This window comes from Sphingomonas nostoxanthinifaciens (genome assembly GCF_019930585.1).
GTDB lineage: Bacteria > Pseudomonadota > Alphaproteobacteria > Sphingomonadales > Sphingomonadaceae > Sphingomonas_I > Sphingomonas_I nostoxanthinifaciens.
The window spans coordinates 4,220,574-4,236,747 of sequence record NZ_CP082839.1; the positions used below are offsets into that span (position 1 = coordinate 4,220,574).

Below are 16,174 nucleotides of genomic sequence, written 5' to 3' on the forward strand. Positions count from 1 at the left end.
CTATTTGCGGTAGGGCGTAAAGCCGTCGAAGGTGCAGAAGCCGAAGCCGCTGCTGGCGCCCGCCTGCACCACCCGCGCCGGATCGTTGGCGCAAAGCTGGCCATTGTTCATCGTCGTGATGACGGTGCGGTCGGCGCGCAGCTGCGAACAGCCGCCCTTGAAGCTGCCGTCATAGGTCGTGCGGCCGCGCCAATAGACCATCGCCCGCCCGTCGATGATGCGCGGTTGCGCGGTAAGATCGGGCATGATGCAGCGCCGCGGCGCCTCGGCATGCTTGCCGGCGAGCAGTTTCTGCAGCGCTGCGTCGGGGGTCGCGGCCATGACCGGGGCGGCCAGCACGGCGAGCCCGAGCGCGACGGCGCGGATCATTTCGCCTTTACCTTCGAATAGGGCACGAACGCATCGAACGCGCACGATCCCTTGGGCAGCGAGGGCGGCGAGCTCGTCTGGATATCCGCAATGTCGCCGCGACAAAGCTGGCCGGTCGGCTGGCGCGTGATGATGATCGAATCGCTGGTGAGCTGCGGGCAGCCGCGATCGAAGCGGTTGAGATAGGCGGTCGCCCCACTTTCATAGACGATGCCGACGCCGTCGATCGTGGTCGAGTTGGTCGTCGGATTAATGTTGATGCACTGGACCGGCGCGCCCGGCTGGCGATCGCCGATCACGCGCGCGAGCCGCGCCTCCGGATCGTGGCGGCCGGCGGCGAAAGCGGGGGCCGCCAGCGGCAGCAGGGTCAAGGCGATCAGCGCGCGCATCTTGCTCTCTCCTTTTCCACCGAAACGCATAAGCCGGTCCGGCGGATGCGCATCATAGCCCGAGAGCGCCTAGAACGCATCCTTGGCGGCGCGGCGGCGGCCGAGTTCCTCGGCGCTGCCGGCGCGCATGAAGGGATTGGTCGCGCGCTCGTCGGCAATCGTGGTGGGCACGGTCGCCTCGCCGCGCGAGCGCGCCGCCTCGACCGCCGCCAACCGCGCGGCGACCGCCCGATTGTCGGGCTCGGCGACGATGGCGAAGCGCGCGTTCGACAGCGTATATTCGTGCGCGCAATAGACCAGCGTTTCCGGCGGGAGCGCCGCCAGCCGCTGCATGTTGGCCCACATCTGCGCCGCCGTGCCCTCGAACAGCCGGCCGCAGCCCATCGCGAACAGGGTGTCGCCGACGAAGGCGATCCCCGCCGCGGGCAGGTGATAAGCGATGTGGCCCGCCGTATGCGCCGGCACCGCCAGCACCTGCGCCGCGATCGCGCCGAGTTGCGCCGTGTCGCCCTCGTCGACCAGCACGTCGAGCGTCGGGATCTTGTCGGCTTCGGCCGCCGGCCCGGTGATCGTGCAGCCGGTCGCCGCCTTGATCGCGGCATTGCCGCCGGTGTGATCGCCGTGCCAGTGCGTGTTCCAGATCTGGTCGATCGTCCAGCCGCGGCGCGCCGCTTCGTCCAGCACCGGCTGCGCCTCGGCCGGGTCGATCACCACCGTCGCGCCGCTGGCGTCATCATGCGCCATCCAGATGTAATTGTCCTGCAGCGCGGCGATGCGGACGACCTCGATCATCGCGTCACCAGCTGCCGGTGTTGGGCATCGACAGCCACGGCTCGGCGGGCTCCAGCCGGCCCGCCTGCAGTAGCTCGATCGAGATGCCGTCGGGCGTGCGCACGAACGCCATGTGGCCGTCGCGCGGCGGGCGATTGATCGTCACGCCGGCATCCATCAGCGTCCGGCAGACGGCGTAGATGTCGTCGACCTGATAGGCGATGTGGCCGAAATTGCGGCCGCCGGTATAGCCGGTCTCGTCCCAATTGTGCGTGAGCTCGACCTGCGCATCCTCGTCGCCCGGCGCGGCGAGGTAGATGAGCGTGAAGCGCCCGGACTCGCTCTCCATCCGCTTGACCTCGCGCAAGCCCAGCAGGCCGAGGAAGCGGATCGTCGCGTCGGGATCCGACACGCGGATCATGGTGTGGAGATATTTCATGCGGCGGTCTTTAGGCGTGCCGTCAGCGTGCCGCCAGCGGTTCGCAATGGGAATGAGCGGCGGCGCATGTCCTTAGGGCTGCTTGTTCGCCTTCAGCGCGGCGGCGGCCGCTAGGCCGGCGGGATCCTTGGGGCCGAGCTGTGCGGCGCGGCTCCACGCGGCGAGCGCGGCATCGGCCTGGCCGCGCGCGGCGGCGATGTTGCCCGCCTCCAGCGCGACCGCGGGATCGTCGGGCGCGAGCCGCGTCGCCTCGACGATGTCCTTGCCGGCACGCTCGAACTCGCTCTCGCGCCGCGCCAGCGTGGCGGACAGCAGCCACGCGAACGGATCCTTCGGCACCAGTGCCAGCGCCTTGTCGAGATCGATCCGGCCGAGCACCATGTCGCCCAGCGCGACATCGGCGCGCGCGCGATCGAGATAGGCCTCGCCGCGCAGCTGCGCCGGCAAGGTCGGCAGCGCCACCGCGCGATCGAGATATTGGCGGGCCTTGCCCGGATCGTCGCCGCCGAGCGCGGCATTGCCCGCCTGCGTCCACAGCAAGGCCGCGCGGCCGTCGCGCTTGATCTCGGCATCCTGCGCCGCGGTCGCGAAGGTGAGCGCCGCCGGCTCCCACCGCTCGAGCCCGACGAAGGCGAGGCCGAGGCATTGCTGGGCAGGCACGTCGGCGGTCTTCTTCGCCCAGGCATCGGCCTCGTCCAGCGCGCGCTGCGGATTGGACTTGATGAGCGTCCGGCACGCGGCGAAGCGCGCCTCGTCGCCGCCGGGCATTTCGGCAAGCGTCAGCGCGGCGGTGAGCAACAGCGAAATCATAGGGCCTCGACGAGCGCGCGGACCGTCGCGCACAGCAGGCCGAGATCCTGTGGGCGCGACAGACGGTGGTCGCCGCCCTTGACGAGGATGGTCTGCACATCGGCTGAACGGAGCGCGCGGCCGAGCCGGAAGGCGATCGACGGCGGTACCTCGGCATCGTCCAGCCCGTGCAGCAGCCGCACCGGGCCATCGATCGCGATCTCCCCGCCCAGCAGCAGATTGGCCTGCCCGCTCTGCCAGAAGGCCTGGGTGGTGATCTGCGGCGCGTCCGAATAAGCCGAGTGGCGCGCGAACAGCCCGTCCTCCGCCAGCGCCGCGCGGGTGTCGTCGTCATAGCCCCAGTCGGTGAAATCGGGCGCGGCGGCGAGGCCGACCAGCCCCGCCACCCGCTCGCGCCGCTCCAGCGCGACCAGCAGCATCAGCCAGCCGCCCATCGACGATCCCACCAGAACCAGCGGCCCGGTGGTCAGCGCGTCGATCGCGTCGAGCACGTCGTCGCGCCAGTCGTCGAGCGTCGCGGCGCCGAACACGCCCTCGCTCGCGCCGCAGCCGCGATAATCGAAGCGCAGCATGGCGAGCCCCTCGGCCTCCGCCCACGCATCCAGCGCCGTCGCCTTGCTGCCGGTCATGTCGGAGCCGTAGCCGGGCAGGAAGACGATCGTCGGTCCGGCACCGTCGCGCTGATCGACGGCGAGACGCGGCAGGCCGGGGCGGTCGAGATAATCGGTCATGTCGTGCCAGATGGGGCGGCGGCCCCCGCGCTTGCAAGCCCGCGGCAGGTGGCGTCTAACGCCCCCCATGCACCTTTACCTGCCGATCGCGGGGCTGTCGGTCAACGCGGCCATGATCGTATTGCTGGGCGGCATGGTCGGCATCCTGTCGGGCATGTTTGGCGTGGGCGGCGGCTTCCTCATCACGCCCTTCCTGATCTTCTACGGCGTGCCGCCAGCGGTGGCGGTCGCTTCGTCCGCCACGCAGATCACCGGGGCGAGCGTATCGGGCGTGCTGGCGCACAGCCGGCGCAAGGGGGTCGATTTCCGCATGGGCTGGGTGTTGGTGGCGGGCGGGGCGACCGGCAGCCTCGCCGGCGGCTTCATTTTCCGCCTGCTGCAGAAAGGCGGCCAGATCGATCTGGTGGTGGGGCTGCTCTATGTGGCGCTGCTCGGCTGGATCGGCCTGACAATGGCGCGCGAATCGGTGCGTTCGGTGCTGGCGATACGCGCCGGCAAGCCGGTGTCGACCACGACGCGCCGGCACCATCGCCTGATCGCGGTGCTGCCGATGCGCTGGCGCTTCTACGGCGCCGGCCTCTACATCTCGCCACTCGCACCGTTCCTGCTGGGGCTGGTGTCGGGCATGCTGACCGTGCTGATGGGCGTCTCTGGCGGCTTCATCCTCGTGCCGGCGATGATCTACATCTTCGGCGTGTCGACGCGCGTCGTGGTCGGCACATCGCTGTTCCAGGGCCTGTTCGTCACCGCCGCGACCACGCTGGTCCACGCGCTGACGACGCATGCGGTCGATCTCGTGCTGGCGGCGTTGCTGCTGGTGGGATCGGTGACCGGCGCGCAGATCGGCGCGCGGCTCGTCCAGACGGTGAAGCCCGAATATGCGCGCATGGCGCTCGCCGTGATCGTGCTGTTCGTCGCCTTCCGCATGGCGATCGGGCTGACGTGGCAGCCGGACGCGATCTACACGGTGCAGCCGCTGTGAGGGCCGCCGCGCTGGCGCTGCTCGCGCCCTTGCTGGTGGGGGCGAGCGAGCCGCGGCTGGTGCCCGACGTGTCGCAGACGCAGGTCGACATCGCCTACAGCTTCACCGGCGCCGAACTGCTGCTGTTCGGCGCGGTGCTTTATCCCGGCGGCCGCGCCGCCGCGCCGGGCACCGAGGTCGCGGTGGTGGTGAAGGGCCCGTCCGAGCCGCTGCTGGTGCGCGAGAAAGCGAAGGTCGCGGGCGTGTGGGTCAACCATGCGAGCGAGCGCTTCCGATCGGTGCCGTCGTTCTACGCGGTCGCCAGCTCGCGCCCGCTGGACAGGCTGGTGAGCCAGCGCACCGCGGCAATCTACGAGCTCGGCATCGACAATCTCCTGCTCTCGCCCGCCAACGGCGCCGGCGCGGCCGAGCAGGCGCGGTTCGAGGCCGGGCTGGTCGAGATGAAGCGCCGCGCCGGCCTCTATGCCGAGCATGTCGGCAGCGTCACGATCCGCGAGGGCGTGCTGTACCGCGCGACCGTGCCGATTCCGGCGCGCGTGCCGGTCGGCAGCTATACCGCCGAGACATTCCTGATCCGCGACGGCCGGGTGGTGGCGGCGGCGACGCGCGACATCGTCATCGACAAATCGGGCTTCGAGCGGTTCGTCGCGACCAGCGCCGACCGCGACCCCCTCGCCTACGGGCTGGTGGCAGTGGCGCTGTCGCTCCTGCTCGGCTGGGCGGCGGCGATCGGCTTCGCGCGCCGCTGATGCGGGCGACGGAATGACGCGGAGCGCCTGAGGCGTTATCCGTAAATTCCTTAACTTCGGTCGGCTAGTCCGGCGGCATGAACGCGTTCACCGGATTCACCATCGCCGCCGACACGCAGATCGGTCGGCTGACCGACCTGTCGGGCGCGGGCGCGCAGGCGATTTTCGACGCGGCGGTGCTCGCGCGGCTCGACGGGCCGGCCGGCGAGATCGGCAGCTACGTCGTCGCGCGCGCCGCCGGGCGCCGGCTGGTGGCGCAGGTGCGCGCGCTGCGGCTGGCCGACGACGAGACGATCCTCGCCGATCTCGATTTCGTCGGCGAGGGCGAGACGGAGAACGGCAAGCTCGTCCGTTTTCGCCGGGGCGTCAGCCGCATGCCGATGCCGGGCTGCGCGCTCGCCGCCGCATCGCCCGACGATCTCGCCGCTATCTTCGCCGCGGACGATCGCCCGCGCATTGCCATCGGCACGGTCCATCCGCAGCACCAACTGCCCGCGACGCTGGGCATCGACGCGCTGCTCGGCCGCCATTTCGCGATCCTCGGCTCGACCGGCACCGGCAAGTCGAGCACCACCGCGCTCGTCCTGCACCGCATCTGCGACGTGGCACCCGAGGGCCATGTGCTGATGATCGATCCGCACGGCGAATATGCCGCGTCGTTCAAGGATCGTGGCGCGATCCTCGACGCGGGCAACCTCGCAATCCCCTATTGGCTGCTCAACCTCGACGAACATGCCGAGGTGTTCCTTACCGCGCGCGGGCCGGAGCGGCAGGCCGATCGCGACATACTCGCCAAATGCCTGCTGGCGGCGCGCGCGAAGAACCGGCTGGCCGAGGGCATGACGCGGCTGACGGTCGACGCGCCGATCCCCTATCTGCTGTCGGATCTGGGCGCGGTCATCAACGCCGAGATGGGCAAGCTCGACAAGGCTGCGGGCGCCTTGGCCTCTTATTCGCGGCTGAAGGCGCGGATCGAGGAGGTGAAGGCCGATCCGCGCTACGCCTTCATGTTCTCCGGCATGCTGGTGGCGGACAGCATGGCCGATCTGCTGCAGCGGCTGCTGCGCCTGCCGGGCGAAGGCAAGCCGATCTCGATCGTCGATCTGTCCGCTGTCCCGTCGGAGATCACCGCGGTGGTCGTGTCGCTGATCGCGCGGTTGATCTTCGATCATGCCTTGTGGTCGCGCGAGCTGGTGCAACGGCCGGTGCTGCTCGTCTGCGAGGAGGCGCACCGCTACATTCCCGCCGAGGGCCGCACGCCGGCGCGCGCAGTGCTCGAGCGGATCGCCAAGGAAGGCCGTAAATATGGCGTGGCGCTGGGGCTCGTCACCCAGCGGCCGTCGGACCTTGCCGAGGGCGTACTGTCGCAATGCGGCACGATCGTCGCGATGCGGCTCAACAACGAGCGCGACCAGGCCTTCGTCCGCGCCGCCGTGCCCGAGGGCGCGCGCGGGCTGATCGAGACGATCCCAGCGCTGCGCAACCGCGAGGCGGTGGTGGTCGGCGAAGGCGTGGCTCTGCCGATCCGCGTCGCGTTCGACACGCTGGAGCCGGAGCGGCTGCCCGCTTCGCGCGATCCGGTGTTCAGCGCGGCGTGGACCGAGCGCGGCGACGAACGCCACCGCCTCGACCAGATCATCCGCCGCTGGCGCGCACAGGGGCGACCCTACTGAGTGTTCCTGCGAACGCAGGAACCCAGGGGAAGCATGTCGCGCCTAAAGCTCTGGGCTCCTGCCTTCGCAGGAGCACCGGGTGGTTGCCGGAGGGGGCGCGATGCCCCCTCGCCGGAATGACCCTGCGTTACTTCGCCGCAGGCTTCCGCCGCGGCGCCTTGCGCTTCGCCGCGGGCTTGGCGCGGCGCTTGAGCAGCGGGCGCACCACGATCACGCCGATCGCCGCCGCCAGCGCGCCGCCGAGCAAAGTGAAGCCGAACGTGCCGATGCCGGGTACCAATGTCGGCGCGGGCGCGGGCTTTTCCGGGAGCGGTGCCTCGCCATGCGCCTTGGGCGCGGGATGCGGCGGGAATGGCGATTGCGCGGCCGGCGGGATCGGGCCGGGGGGTGGGGTCTGGTCGGTCATGCTCATCTCCGCAAGCGGTGGTCGACCTTGTAAAGCGCCGGCCGCCTGAACGATCCCTGTCGCGGCCGACTTGACCGGGCAGGGCGGTTCGATCAAGCCACATGCAGGCTGTTCCGCGCGGGCGACCGCTTATATGGAGCCTGTCATGACCCTCGACCGCCGCATCGCCGCCGTCACCGATCGGGTGATCCAGCGTTCGCGCCGCACGCGCGGCGCCTATCTCGACCTCATCGATCGCGAGCGCCTGCACGGCGTCGATCGCCCGCGCCTGTCGTGCGGCAATCTCGCCCACGGTTTCGCCGCCGCGTTCGAGGACAAGAAGGCGATCATCGCCGGCCATGCGATGAACATCGGCATCGTTACGTCGTATAACGACATGCTGTCGGCGCATCAGCCTTATGGCCGCTACCCCGAGCAGATGAAGGTGTTCGCGCGCGAGATCGGCGCCACGGCGCAGGTCGCCGGCGGCGTGCCGGCCATGTGCGACGGCGTGACGCAGGGCCAGCCGGGCATGGAGCTGTCGCTGTTCAGCCGCGACACGATCGCGCTGTCGACCGCGGTGGCGCTGAGCCACGGCATGTTCGAGGGCGCGGCGTTGCTCGGCATCTGCGACAAGATCGTGCCGGGGCTGCTGATGGGCGCGCTCCGCTTCGGCCACCTGCCGACGATCCTCGTCCCCGGTGGCCCGATGCCGTCGGGCCTGCCCAACAAGGAGAAGGTGCGCGTCCGCCAGCTTTATGCCGAGGGCAAGGTGGGCGACGCCGAACTGCTGGAATCGGAGAGCGCGAGCTACCACACCGCCGGCACCTGCACCTTCTACGGCACCGCCAATTCCAACCAGATGATGATGGAGGTGATGGGCCTTCACGTCCCCGGATCGGCCTTCGTCAATCCGGGCACGAAGCTGCGCCAGGAACTGACGCGCGCCGCCGTCCACCGCCTCGCCGCGATCGGCTGGGCCGGCGACGATTATCGCCCGCTGGGCCGCTGCGTCGACGAGAAGGCGATCGTCAATGCCGCCGTCGGACTGCTCGCCACGGGCGGCTCGACCAACCACGCCATCCATCTGCCCGCCATCGCGCGCGCGGCGGGGATCGTGTTCGACTGGGAGGATCTCGACGCGCTGTCGGCCGCCGTGCCGCTGGTGGCGCGCGTCTATCCCAACGGATCGGGCGACGTGAACAATTTCCACGCGGCGGGCGGCATCGCCTTCGTCGTCTCGACACTGCTGGATGCGGGCCTGCTCCACGACGACATCATGACGGTGTGGGGCGGCGGCATGCGCGCCTACGGGCAGGAGCCGGCTATGGTGGGCGAGGGCATCGCCTGGACGCCGGTGGCGGAGAGCCGCGACGATACGATGCTGCGCCCGGCCGCGAGCCCGTTCCAGCCCGATGGCGGCATGCGGCTGGTGCAGGGCAATCTCGGCCGTGCGACCTTCAAGACCAGCGCGGTCGATCCGGTCCGCTGGACGGTCGAGGCGCCGGCGCGCGTCTTCACCGATCAGGACGACGTGCTGAAGGCCTACAAAGCGGGCGAGCTGCACCGCGACGTGATCGTGGTGGTGCGCTTCCAGGGTCCGCGCGCCAACGGCATGCCCGAGCTGCACAAGCTCACGCCCGCGCTCGGCTCGCTGCAGGACAAGGGCTTCAAGGTCGCGCTCGTCACCGACGGGCGCATGTCGGGCGCGAGCGGCAAGGTGCCCGCCGCCATCCACCTTTCGCCCGAGGCGATCGCCGGCGGCCCGGTCGGCCGGCTGCGCGACGGCGATATCGTGCGCCTCTCGGCCGAGGCGGGCACGCTCGACGCATTGATCGATCCGGCCGAGTGGGCGGCGCGCGATTGCGCCCCCACCCCGCCGCCGCATGCCGGCACCGGCCGCGAGCTGTTCGCCTTCATGCGCTTCGGCGCATCGGGCGCCGAGGAGGGCGCATCGGCGATGCTGGCGGCGATGGAGGCGACGCTCGGCGGCCCGACCGAGGAAGACGAACCCGTGGTTTCCAACTGGGAAGACAGGAACATCGACGCATGAGAATCGACGAAGTGATGGCGCTCGCGCCGGTGGTGCCGGTGCTGGTGATCGAGGACGTCGCCCATGCGCGCCCGATCGCCGAGGCGCTGGTGGCAGGCGGCCTGCGCGCGCTGGAGGTGACGCTGCGCACGCCCGCGGCGTTGCAGGTGATCGCCGAGATGGCGAAGGTCGAGGGTGCGGTGGTCGGCGCCGGCACGGTGGTGAATGCCGACCAGCTCGCCCGCGCGGTGGGCGCAGGCGCCCGCTTCATCGTCTCGCCCGGCCTCACCGCGACGGTGGTCGAGGCGGCGCACAAGGAGGAGGTCGCGATCCTGCCCGGCACCGCGACCGCCGCCGACATCATGCGCGGGCTCGATCTGGGTCTCGACCGCTTCAAATTCTTCCCGGCCGAGGCCGCGGGCGGGATCAAGGCGCTGAAGGCGCTGGCGGCCCCGTTCTTCCAGTGCACCTTCTGCCCGACCGGCGGCATCACCGAGGCGACCGCGCCCGACTGGCTGGCGCTTCCGGCGGTGGCATGCGTCGGCGGCAGCTGGCTGGTGCCGGGCGGCACGCCCGACCCCGACGCCATCTACCAGCGCGCGCTGGCCGCGTCGAAGCTGGGCAAGGGCTGAAGGCAGGGCACCTCATTTGTTACCCCAGCGCACGCTGGGGTCTCGCGCGGCTGACGCGCCGGCGCATGCCGCGGGAGATGCCAGCGTTCGCTGGCATGACGAGGGGGGCTAGCGGGGCGGCGCGGCGCGCCGCACTCACTTCTCCTTCTTGCGCTTCTTCTTGCCCGCTTTCTTCACCTTCTCGCCGAGCGCCTTGGCGACCTCGGTCACCGTCTCCAGCGCGCCCGCGATGACGCCTTTCTCGGCGGCCTCCGCATCGGCCTTGGTGCGGTTCTTGACGCCCGGCTCCTCGGCTGGCGGGGCGTAGACCGAGAACAATTTGAGCGGCGCGGTGCCGGTGTTGACGATATTGTGCTTGGTCCCCTGCGGGATCACGACGACGTGGTTCGCGGTCACCTTGGTGCCGCGTCCGTCGAGCACCGCCTTGCCGTTGCCCTCGACGAAATAGGTCGTCTGGTCGGCGCGGTGGGTTTCCTCGCCGATATCCTCGCCGGGCAGCAGGCTCATCAGCACGATCTGGATGTTGCCGTCGCGATAGACCTCCTTCTGGAAGAAGCTGTTGGCCGTCGCGAGCTTGTGCATGTCCTTGTTGAAGGTCGGCATGTCGGTTCTCCGTTTCGTACGCGGTACAACCCACGCGAGCCGGGGAGGCTCCGTCGCGCCGCCTCAGTCGATCATCGCGTCGATCTTGGCGGCGAGCGCATGCAGCGCGAACGGCTTGGTGATCATGTCCATGTTCGCGCCGAGGAAGCCCGCGCGGATCGCGGCATTCTCGGCATAGCCGGTTACGAACAGGATCGGCAGATCGGGCCGATGCTCGCGCGCGATGTCGGCCAGCTCGCGGCCGGTCATGCCCGGCAGGCCCACGTCCGAGACCATCAGGTGGATCGGTCGCGCCTCGGCGAGGATTGGGATCGCCGCATTCGCGTCGCCCGCCTCGATCGGCTGGTAGCCAAGCTCTTCCAGCACCTCGCGCACCAGCATGCGCACCGATTCATCGTCCTCGACCACCAGCACCGTCTGGCCCTGGCCTTCGCGCACCTGCGTGCGCGCGGGTGCCGGCGCCTCGTCCGCCACCTCGCCCGCAGGCAGGTAAAGCTTGACCGACGTGCCCTCGCCCACCTTGCTGTGAATGCGCACCTGGCCGCCCGACTGGCGCGCGAAGCCATAGACCATCGACAGGCCGAGCCCGGTGCCCTGACCGATCGGCTTAGTGGTGAAGAACGGCTCGAACACCTGTTCCAGCACCGCGGGCGACATGCCGACGCCGGTGTCCGACACCGCCACCACGACATAGCGACCGGGCTCGATCCCGGGCCGTGCGGCGGCATAGACGTCGTCCAGATCGACCGCATGGGTCTCGATCGTCAGCCGGCCGCCTTGCGGCATCGCGTCACGGGCGTTGATCACGAGGTTGAGGATCGCGTTTTCGAGCTGGTTGGCGTCGGCGACCGCTGGCGGCAGCCGGTCGCCCGGCACGATCTGCAGCGCGACATTCTCGCCGATCGTGCGGCACAGCAGATCCTGCAGCGAGGCGGCGAGCGCGTTGACGTCGAGCGGGCGCGGATCGAGCGACTGGCGGCGCGAGAAAGCGAGCAGGCGCTGGGTCAATGCCGCCGCGCGCTGCGCCGAGACGGTCGCCGCGTCCATGAAGCGATCGAGCGCGTCGGTGCGGCCGGCGGCGATGCGGCGCTTCATGATGTCGAGGCTGCCGATCACGCCCGTCAGCATATTGTTGAAATCGTGCGCGATCCCGCCGGTGAGCTGGCCGACCGCCTCCATCTTCTGGCTCTGGCGCAAGGCCGCCTCGGCAGCAGCGCGACTGGCCATCTCGGCCTCCAGCGCCTCGGTGCGCGCGGCGACCATCTCCTCCAATGTCTGGTTGAGCCGCTGCGCCGCCTGGATCAGCCGCGCATTGTCGATCGCGATCGCCGCCTGCGCGGAAAGGCCGAGCGCCAGCCGTTCGGCGCGTTCGTCGAACATCGCCGGCGCGGGGTGGCCGAACAGCAAGGCACCGATCACGTCGCCCGAACGCGACACGACCGGCGTCGCGAGATAGCTCTTCACCTCGAGATGGCCGGCCGGCATCCCGCCGAAGCTGTTGCTGCCGCCATAGCGCGGATCCTGCGTGATATCGTCGGATCGCACCGGGCTCGCGCCGGTGAAGGTGGGTGCGAACACCGGGGTGATGCGCGGCATCGGGAAATGCGCGAACAGCTCGCGCGGCGCGCCCGACAGCGAATAAAGCATGTAATGGTCGCCGCTGTCGTCGACCTGATTGTAGAAGAACGCGCCAAACGCCGCGCCCGTCAGCTCGACGCCGGCATCGACCACCGCCTGCACCAGCTTGTCGAGATCGAGTTCGCCCGCCACCCGCTCGCCGGTGCGGTTGAGCGTGTCCAGCGCGCGGCTTTCCTCGCGGAGCGCCGCCTCCGATGCGGCGAGCGCGTCCATGCGGTCGCGCATCTCGAATTGTCGTTGGCGCGAGCGCATCGCCGAAGCGATCGCGCTAACCAGCGAGGCGATGCCGAGCGGCCGTTCCAGCACCACCGCGTTGGTCACCAGATCGAGCAGCCGCTGATACGCCGTACCGGCCGTGCGCTGCACCGCCGCGCGCGGCGTCGCCAGCAGGACGAACGGCACGTCGGACCACGGCGGCTGCTGCGCCAGCGCCGCGCGCAGCGGCGCGATGTCGTCGTCCAGCGCTTCCTCGGTCAGCATGATCGCGCCGACGTCCGCGTCGATCGCGCGGGCGACCGCTGCCAGATCGGGGCAGACGCGTGCTTCGTAACGATCGCGCGCCAGAATTTCGGCAACGCTTTCCGCGTCGCGGCCATAAGGCGCGCAGATGAGGACGCGGCGGCCCTCGGGCGCGGTCCTATGCACGCACCCCCCGATCTTCCATCAGCGGCATCTCCGCGCCGACATATTCGGGCGTCCCGGTCAGCACGCCGCGAAAGCTGGTGAGCGGCGCGCCGACGCGCACACCCTGCGCATCGACCCGAAACTCGCGGATCGCATCTTCGTGCGGGCCAGCGCGGTTCTTCAGGACGGAGATCGCTTTGCGGATGCGGCCCTCCGCCTCGAAGAAGCGCAGCAGCACGACCATGTCGGCGATATACGAGATGTTCAGATGGCTCGTCATCGTGCCGACCAGCCCGCTCTGCGCGTTGACAAGGAAGGTCGCCACGCCCTGCTGGCTGAGGAACGAAAGCAATTCGTGCATCTGCAGGATCAGTTGCTGTTCCTGCGGCATCGCCGCCAGATAGCCATTAAGGCTGTCGATCACGATCAGCCGCGTGCCGCGATCCTGCACCTCGCGGCGGACCCGCGCGGCGAACTCGCCCGGCGAGATTTCGGCCGGATCGTTCTGCTCGATCACGAGCAGGCCCGCTTCGATGTGGCTCGCCAGCGCAAGCCCGAAGGCCTTCGCCCGCGCCATCAGCGTGTCGACGCGCTCGTCGAACTCGAAGATCGTGCAATGCTCGCCGCGCCGGCAGGCCGCGTCGACATATTGCAGCGCGATGGTCGTCTTGCCGGCGCCCGCCGGCCCCGTGAGCAACGTGCTGGTTCCCCGCAACGGGCCACCACCGAGCAGATCGTCGAGTTCGCCCACGCCGCTGCTCACCGCTTCGCTGGCATGATCGCGATAATGGCTGGCCGCGATCAGGCGCGGGAAGATGTCGAGCCCGCCGGCGCGGATTACGAGATCGTGGTATCCGGCAGTGAAATCGACCCCACGCAGCTTCTGAACCTGCAGCCGTCGCCGCGCCGCTCCGAAATCGAGCGTGAGCCGTTCCAGCGTGACGACGCCGTGGCACAGGCTGTGCAGATGCGAATCGGGTGCGCCGTTCGTGCCGGTCCGATCGTCCACGAGCAGGACGGTGCTGTGCCGGCCCACGAAGAACTGCTTCAGCCCGAGCACCTGGCGGCGATAGCGCAACGCATCCTGCGCCAGCAGCCGCATTTCGGAAAGGCTGTCGAACACGACGCGCGTGGGGTGCACCCGCTCGACCTCGTCCTGGATGAGGCGGATGGTTTCGCCCAGCTCGAGCTCGGAGGGGTGGATGATCGATTGCTCGCGTCCACTGCCGAACACCTCCTCAGCCGATCCGAGCTCGAAAATATCGAAGCCGTCGAGGGTCCAGCCGTGCGAGGCGGCGACCACCGCCAGCTCCTCGCGCGTCTCCGAAAGCGTGATGTAGAGCACGCGTTCGCCCCGCCGCACGCCCTCCAGCAGGAATTGCAGCGCGAGCGTGGTCTTGCCCGAGCCGGGCGAGCCTTCGAGCAGGTATAGTCGATTGGCGGGCAGCCCACCCTTGAGCACGGTATCGAGGCCCGCATTGCCCGTGGAGATGATCGTCGCGTCAGGCATTATGCTCGGCTTCCCGGGATATAGCCACCCAGCCTAGAAGCTTGTCGTGAGAATCACAAAGGCGCGCTCAGGAGCCGAGCGCCAGCAGCTCCGCCCACTCCGCGTCACCCACCGGCGTGACCGACAGGCGCGACTGGCGCAGCATCTCCAGCCGGGCGAGCGATGGCTCGGCCTTGATCGTGGCGAGCGTGACCGGCTTGGCCAGCGGCCGCAACGGGCGGACGGCGACGCTCGCCCATTTGCCGTCGTCGCCGTCGGGCTGCCACGCGCGCGTGATCTCCACGATGCCGACCGCCGCCTTCTCGGTATTGCTGTGATAGAATAGCGCCTGGTCGCCGGGCACCATCTCCTTCAGGAAATTGCGCGCGGTGTAGTTCCGCACGCCGTTCCACTCGGTGCCGCCGTCGCGCATCAGATCGTCCCAGCTATAGGCATCGGGCTCGGAACGCAGGATCCAGTAGTGCATGTCGCTCCTCAGTCGGCGCGCGGCTGCGCGATCGCCAGATTCATGCGCGCGGCGGCAATCGGGCGCGCCGGATCCTCCTGCCATGCGGACACGCCGACATTGGCGATGCGGCCGCCGACGCGCACCACCTCGCCGCAGGCATAGGTCGCGACCAGCAGGCCGGGCCGCATGAAATCCACCGTCACCGTGATCGGCTTGAAGATCGATCGCGCGGGCTCGCCATCCTCCAGCGTCGCATCGATCGCGGCGATCGCGGCGATCTCCAACAGGCCGGCAATGGCGCCGCCGTGCAGCCGGCCGGGCGCACCGATCAGCCCTTCGGAAAACGGCATGACGAGCAGCGGCGCGCCGTCGCGCTCGCCCTCAAGGCTGATGCCGAGGAAATCGGCATACGGCAGCAGGCCGACCGCCGTCACTGCGGCGCGTCCAGCAGCATGTAGGTGCCGGCGGCGTGCGCGACCGGATCCTCCGGATCGCCGTCGTGGGCGATGCCGCGCACGAAGGCGATCCGGCGCGTCAGGCGATAACATTCGCCGCGCCCGATCACCGCCATGCCGCTGCGCGCCGGCCGCAGATAATCGAGCCGGAGGTCGAGCGTCACGTGCGGCAGGAACCGCCCGCGCCGCGCCCACACCGCCATGCCCGTCGCCATGTCCATCAGCGAGACGATCGGGCCGGACGCGAGGATGCCGCTGGTCGCATCGGACACCAGCCGGCGGTCGTAGCCGAGTTCCAGCTCGCACCAGTCCGGGCCGTGGCTGCGATAGCCGATTCCCAGCGCGACGACGTGGCCGCCGCGCGGGCCCGCCAGCAGGCGCGCCGGATCGAAGGGAGGAGCATCGGTGAAGCTCATGGCCGCCGGCATATGGGAGCGCCGGTCGCGCCACAAGCGCCCGCATGTGACAGGATCAGCGTCTTCGTTTGGGGATGTTTCGCGCGACGATCAGAGGTCGGCCGCGGCGTAGATCCGATCGGGCGTGAACAGCGAAACCTCGGACTGCTGTTCGGGCGGCAGCGACAGCATGAACTCGCGTGCTTCCTCGAACGTGCCGACGAACAGCGGATCGACGCCCTCGACCGGCTCGCCGTTCACGATCACGCGGGCTTCGGGGGGCGGCTCGAGATCCATGCCGCCTTGTCCGGGGGCATCGCGGCCGTGTCAACCGCACCGGGGTCTGTGTTGGAACTGGTCGGGGCGACAGGATTCGAACCTGCGACCCCCAGACCCCCAGTCTGATGCGCTACCAGGCTGCGCTACGCCCCGACCAAGGCCGAGCCCCCTATAGGCGGCCGGCCCGCTTGGCAAGCGCAGCCATTGCTCCGCCTTACGCTGCGTGATAGGCGCCCGGCCTTCCAGCGCCCGCATCGCGG

Annotated in this window: 18 protein-coding genes, 1 tRNA gene and 1 pseudogene; 5 read left to right on the plus strand and 15 right to left on the minus strand. The window is 69.6% G+C overall.

Annotated features, from left to right (window positions below; translation table 11 throughout):
- From K8P63_RS20260 to K8P63_RS20285, 6 genes are all read right to left on the minus strand, one after another.
- Positions 1 to 369 carry a hypothetical protein gene (locus K8P63_RS20260; protein WP_223797774.1) on the minus strand — a complete coding sequence of 123 codons (369 nt, stop codon included), beginning with the start codon at positions 367 to 369 and terminating at the stop codon, positions 1 to 3.
- Positions 366 to 758, minus strand: a complete 393-nt coding sequence (locus tag K8P63_RS20265; RefSeq protein ID WP_223797775.1) for a hypothetical protein — start codon at positions 756 to 758, stop codon at positions 366 to 368. Before K8P63_RS20265 ends, K8P63_RS20260 begins: the two co-directional genes overlap by 4 nt.
- 69 nt (positions 759 to 827) lie before the next feature.
- Positions 828 to 1,550, minus strand: a complete 723-nt coding sequence (gene gloB / locus K8P63_RS20270) for a hydroxyacylglutathione hydrolase (protein WP_223797776.1) — start codon at positions 1,548 to 1,550, stop codon at positions 828 to 830.
- A gap of 4 nt (positions 1,551 to 1,554) precedes the next feature.
- Complete coding sequence (locus K8P63_RS20275; protein ID WP_223797777.1) at positions 1,555 to 1,968, minus strand: VOC family protein; 414 nt, start codon at positions 1,966 to 1,968, stop codon at positions 1,555 to 1,557.
- A gap of 72 nt (positions 1,969 to 2,040) precedes the next feature.
- Positions 2,041 to 2,778 (minus strand): hypothetical protein, encoded by a 738-nt coding sequence (locus K8P63_RS20280; RefSeq protein WP_223797778.1) that lies wholly within the window; start codon positions 2,776 to 2,778, stop codon positions 2,041 to 2,043.
- A complete protein-coding gene (locus K8P63_RS20285; RefSeq protein ID WP_223797779.1) occupies positions 2,775 to 3,509 on the minus strand; it encodes an alpha/beta fold hydrolase in 735 nt (244 codons plus the stop codon). Before K8P63_RS20285 ends, K8P63_RS20280 begins: the two co-directional genes overlap by 4 nt.
- A 67-nt stretch (positions 3,510 to 3,576) precedes the next feature.
- Between K8P63_RS20285 and K8P63_RS20290 the strand changes: the two genes are divergently transcribed.
- From K8P63_RS20290 to K8P63_RS20300, 3 genes are all read left to right on the plus strand, one after another.
- A complete protein-coding gene (locus K8P63_RS20290; protein ID WP_223797780.1) occupies positions 3,577 to 4,491 on the plus strand; it encodes a sulfite exporter TauE/SafE family protein in 915 nt (304 codons plus the stop codon).
- The gene (locus K8P63_RS20295; protein ID WP_223797781.1) at positions 4,488 to 5,240 is read left to right on the plus strand and encodes a TIGR02186 family protein; all 753 of its coding nucleotides are present in this window, start codon (positions 4,488 to 4,490) and stop codon (positions 5,238 to 5,240) included. Before K8P63_RS20290 ends, K8P63_RS20295 begins: the two co-directional genes overlap by 4 nt.
- A 77-nt stretch (positions 5,241 to 5,317) precedes the next feature.
- On the plus strand, positions 5,318 to 6,913 hold the full coding sequence (locus tag K8P63_RS20300) for an ATP-binding protein (protein WP_223797782.1): 1,596 nt from the start codon (positions 5,318 to 5,320) through the stop codon (positions 6,911 to 6,913).
- A 127-nt stretch (positions 6,914 to 7,040) separates the two neighbouring features.
- Here the strand turns inward: K8P63_RS20300 and K8P63_RS20305 are convergent, their stop codons facing one another.
- Positions 7,041 to 7,319, minus strand: coding sequence for a hypothetical protein (locus K8P63_RS20305; protein ID WP_223797783.1), 279 nt, complete (start codon positions 7,317 to 7,319; stop codon positions 7,041 to 7,043).
- Between the two features lie 145 nt (positions 7,320 to 7,464).
- Here K8P63_RS20305 and edd point away from each other — a divergent pair.
- Together edd and eda are read left to right on the plus strand one after the other, a co-directional pair.
- Positions 7,465 to 9,285, plus strand: a pseudogene (gene edd, locus K8P63_RS20310) (phosphogluconate dehydratase); the annotation flags it as partial.
- 62 nt (positions 9,286 to 9,347) lie between these two features.
- Entirely contained in the window at positions 9,348 to 9,962 is a 615-nt protein-coding gene (gene eda / locus K8P63_RS20315; RefSeq protein ID WP_223797785.1) for a bifunctional 4-hydroxy-2-oxoglutarate aldolase/2-dehydro-3-deoxy-phosphogluconate aldolase, read from the plus strand.
- 135 nt (positions 9,963 to 10,097) lie between these two features.
- Here eda and K8P63_RS20320 read toward each other — a convergent pair whose 3' ends face one another.
- The 8 genes from K8P63_RS20320 to K8P63_RS20355 all read right to left on the minus strand — a co-directional run bounded on the left by K8P63_RS20320 (position 10,098) and on the right by K8P63_RS20355 (position 16,067).
- Positions 10,098 to 10,565, minus strand: a complete 468-nt coding sequence (locus tag K8P63_RS20320; RefSeq protein ID WP_223797786.1) for a cupin domain-containing protein — start codon at positions 10,563 to 10,565, stop codon at positions 10,098 to 10,100.
- 63 nt (positions 10,566 to 10,628) lie between these two features.
- Positions 10,629 to 12,848: an ATP-binding protein gene (locus tag K8P63_RS20325; protein ID WP_223797787.1), complete on the minus strand. Its 2,220-nt coding sequence runs from the start codon at positions 12,846 to 12,848 to the stop codon at positions 10,629 to 10,631.
- Positions 12,841 to 14,337, minus strand: a complete 1,497-nt coding sequence (locus K8P63_RS20330) for an ATPase domain-containing protein (RefSeq protein WP_223797788.1) — start codon at positions 14,335 to 14,337, stop codon at positions 12,841 to 12,843. Before K8P63_RS20330 ends, K8P63_RS20325 begins: the two co-directional genes overlap by 8 nt.
- Before the next feature lie 67 nt (positions 14,338 to 14,404).
- Positions 14,405 to 14,803, minus strand: coding sequence for an EVE domain-containing protein (locus tag K8P63_RS20335; protein ID WP_223797789.1), 399 nt, complete (start codon positions 14,801 to 14,803; stop codon positions 14,405 to 14,407).
- Between the two features lie 8 nt (positions 14,804 to 14,811).
- Positions 14,812 to 15,219 carry a PaaI family thioesterase gene (locus K8P63_RS20340; protein WP_223797790.1) on the minus strand — a complete coding sequence of 136 codons (408 nt, stop codon included), beginning with the start codon at positions 15,217 to 15,219 and terminating at the stop codon, positions 14,812 to 14,814.
- The gene (locus K8P63_RS20345) at positions 15,216 to 15,656 is read right to left on the minus strand and encodes a PaaI family thioesterase (RefSeq protein WP_223797791.1); all 441 of its coding nucleotides are present in this window, start codon (positions 15,654 to 15,656) and stop codon (positions 15,216 to 15,218) included. The genes K8P63_RS20340 and K8P63_RS20345 overlap by 4 nt, the downstream gene beginning before the upstream one ends.
- Positions 15,657 to 15,746: 90 nt before the next feature.
- Positions 15,747 to 15,932 (minus strand): hypothetical protein, encoded by a 186-nt coding sequence (locus K8P63_RS20350; RefSeq protein ID WP_223797792.1) that lies wholly within the window; start codon positions 15,930 to 15,932, stop codon positions 15,747 to 15,749.
- Positions 15,933 to 15,990: 58 nt separating this feature from the next.
- Positions 15,991 to 16,067: transfer RNA gene (locus K8P63_RS20355), tRNA-Pro, on the minus strand.
- Between the last annotated feature and the right edge of the window lie 107 nt (positions 16,068 to 16,174).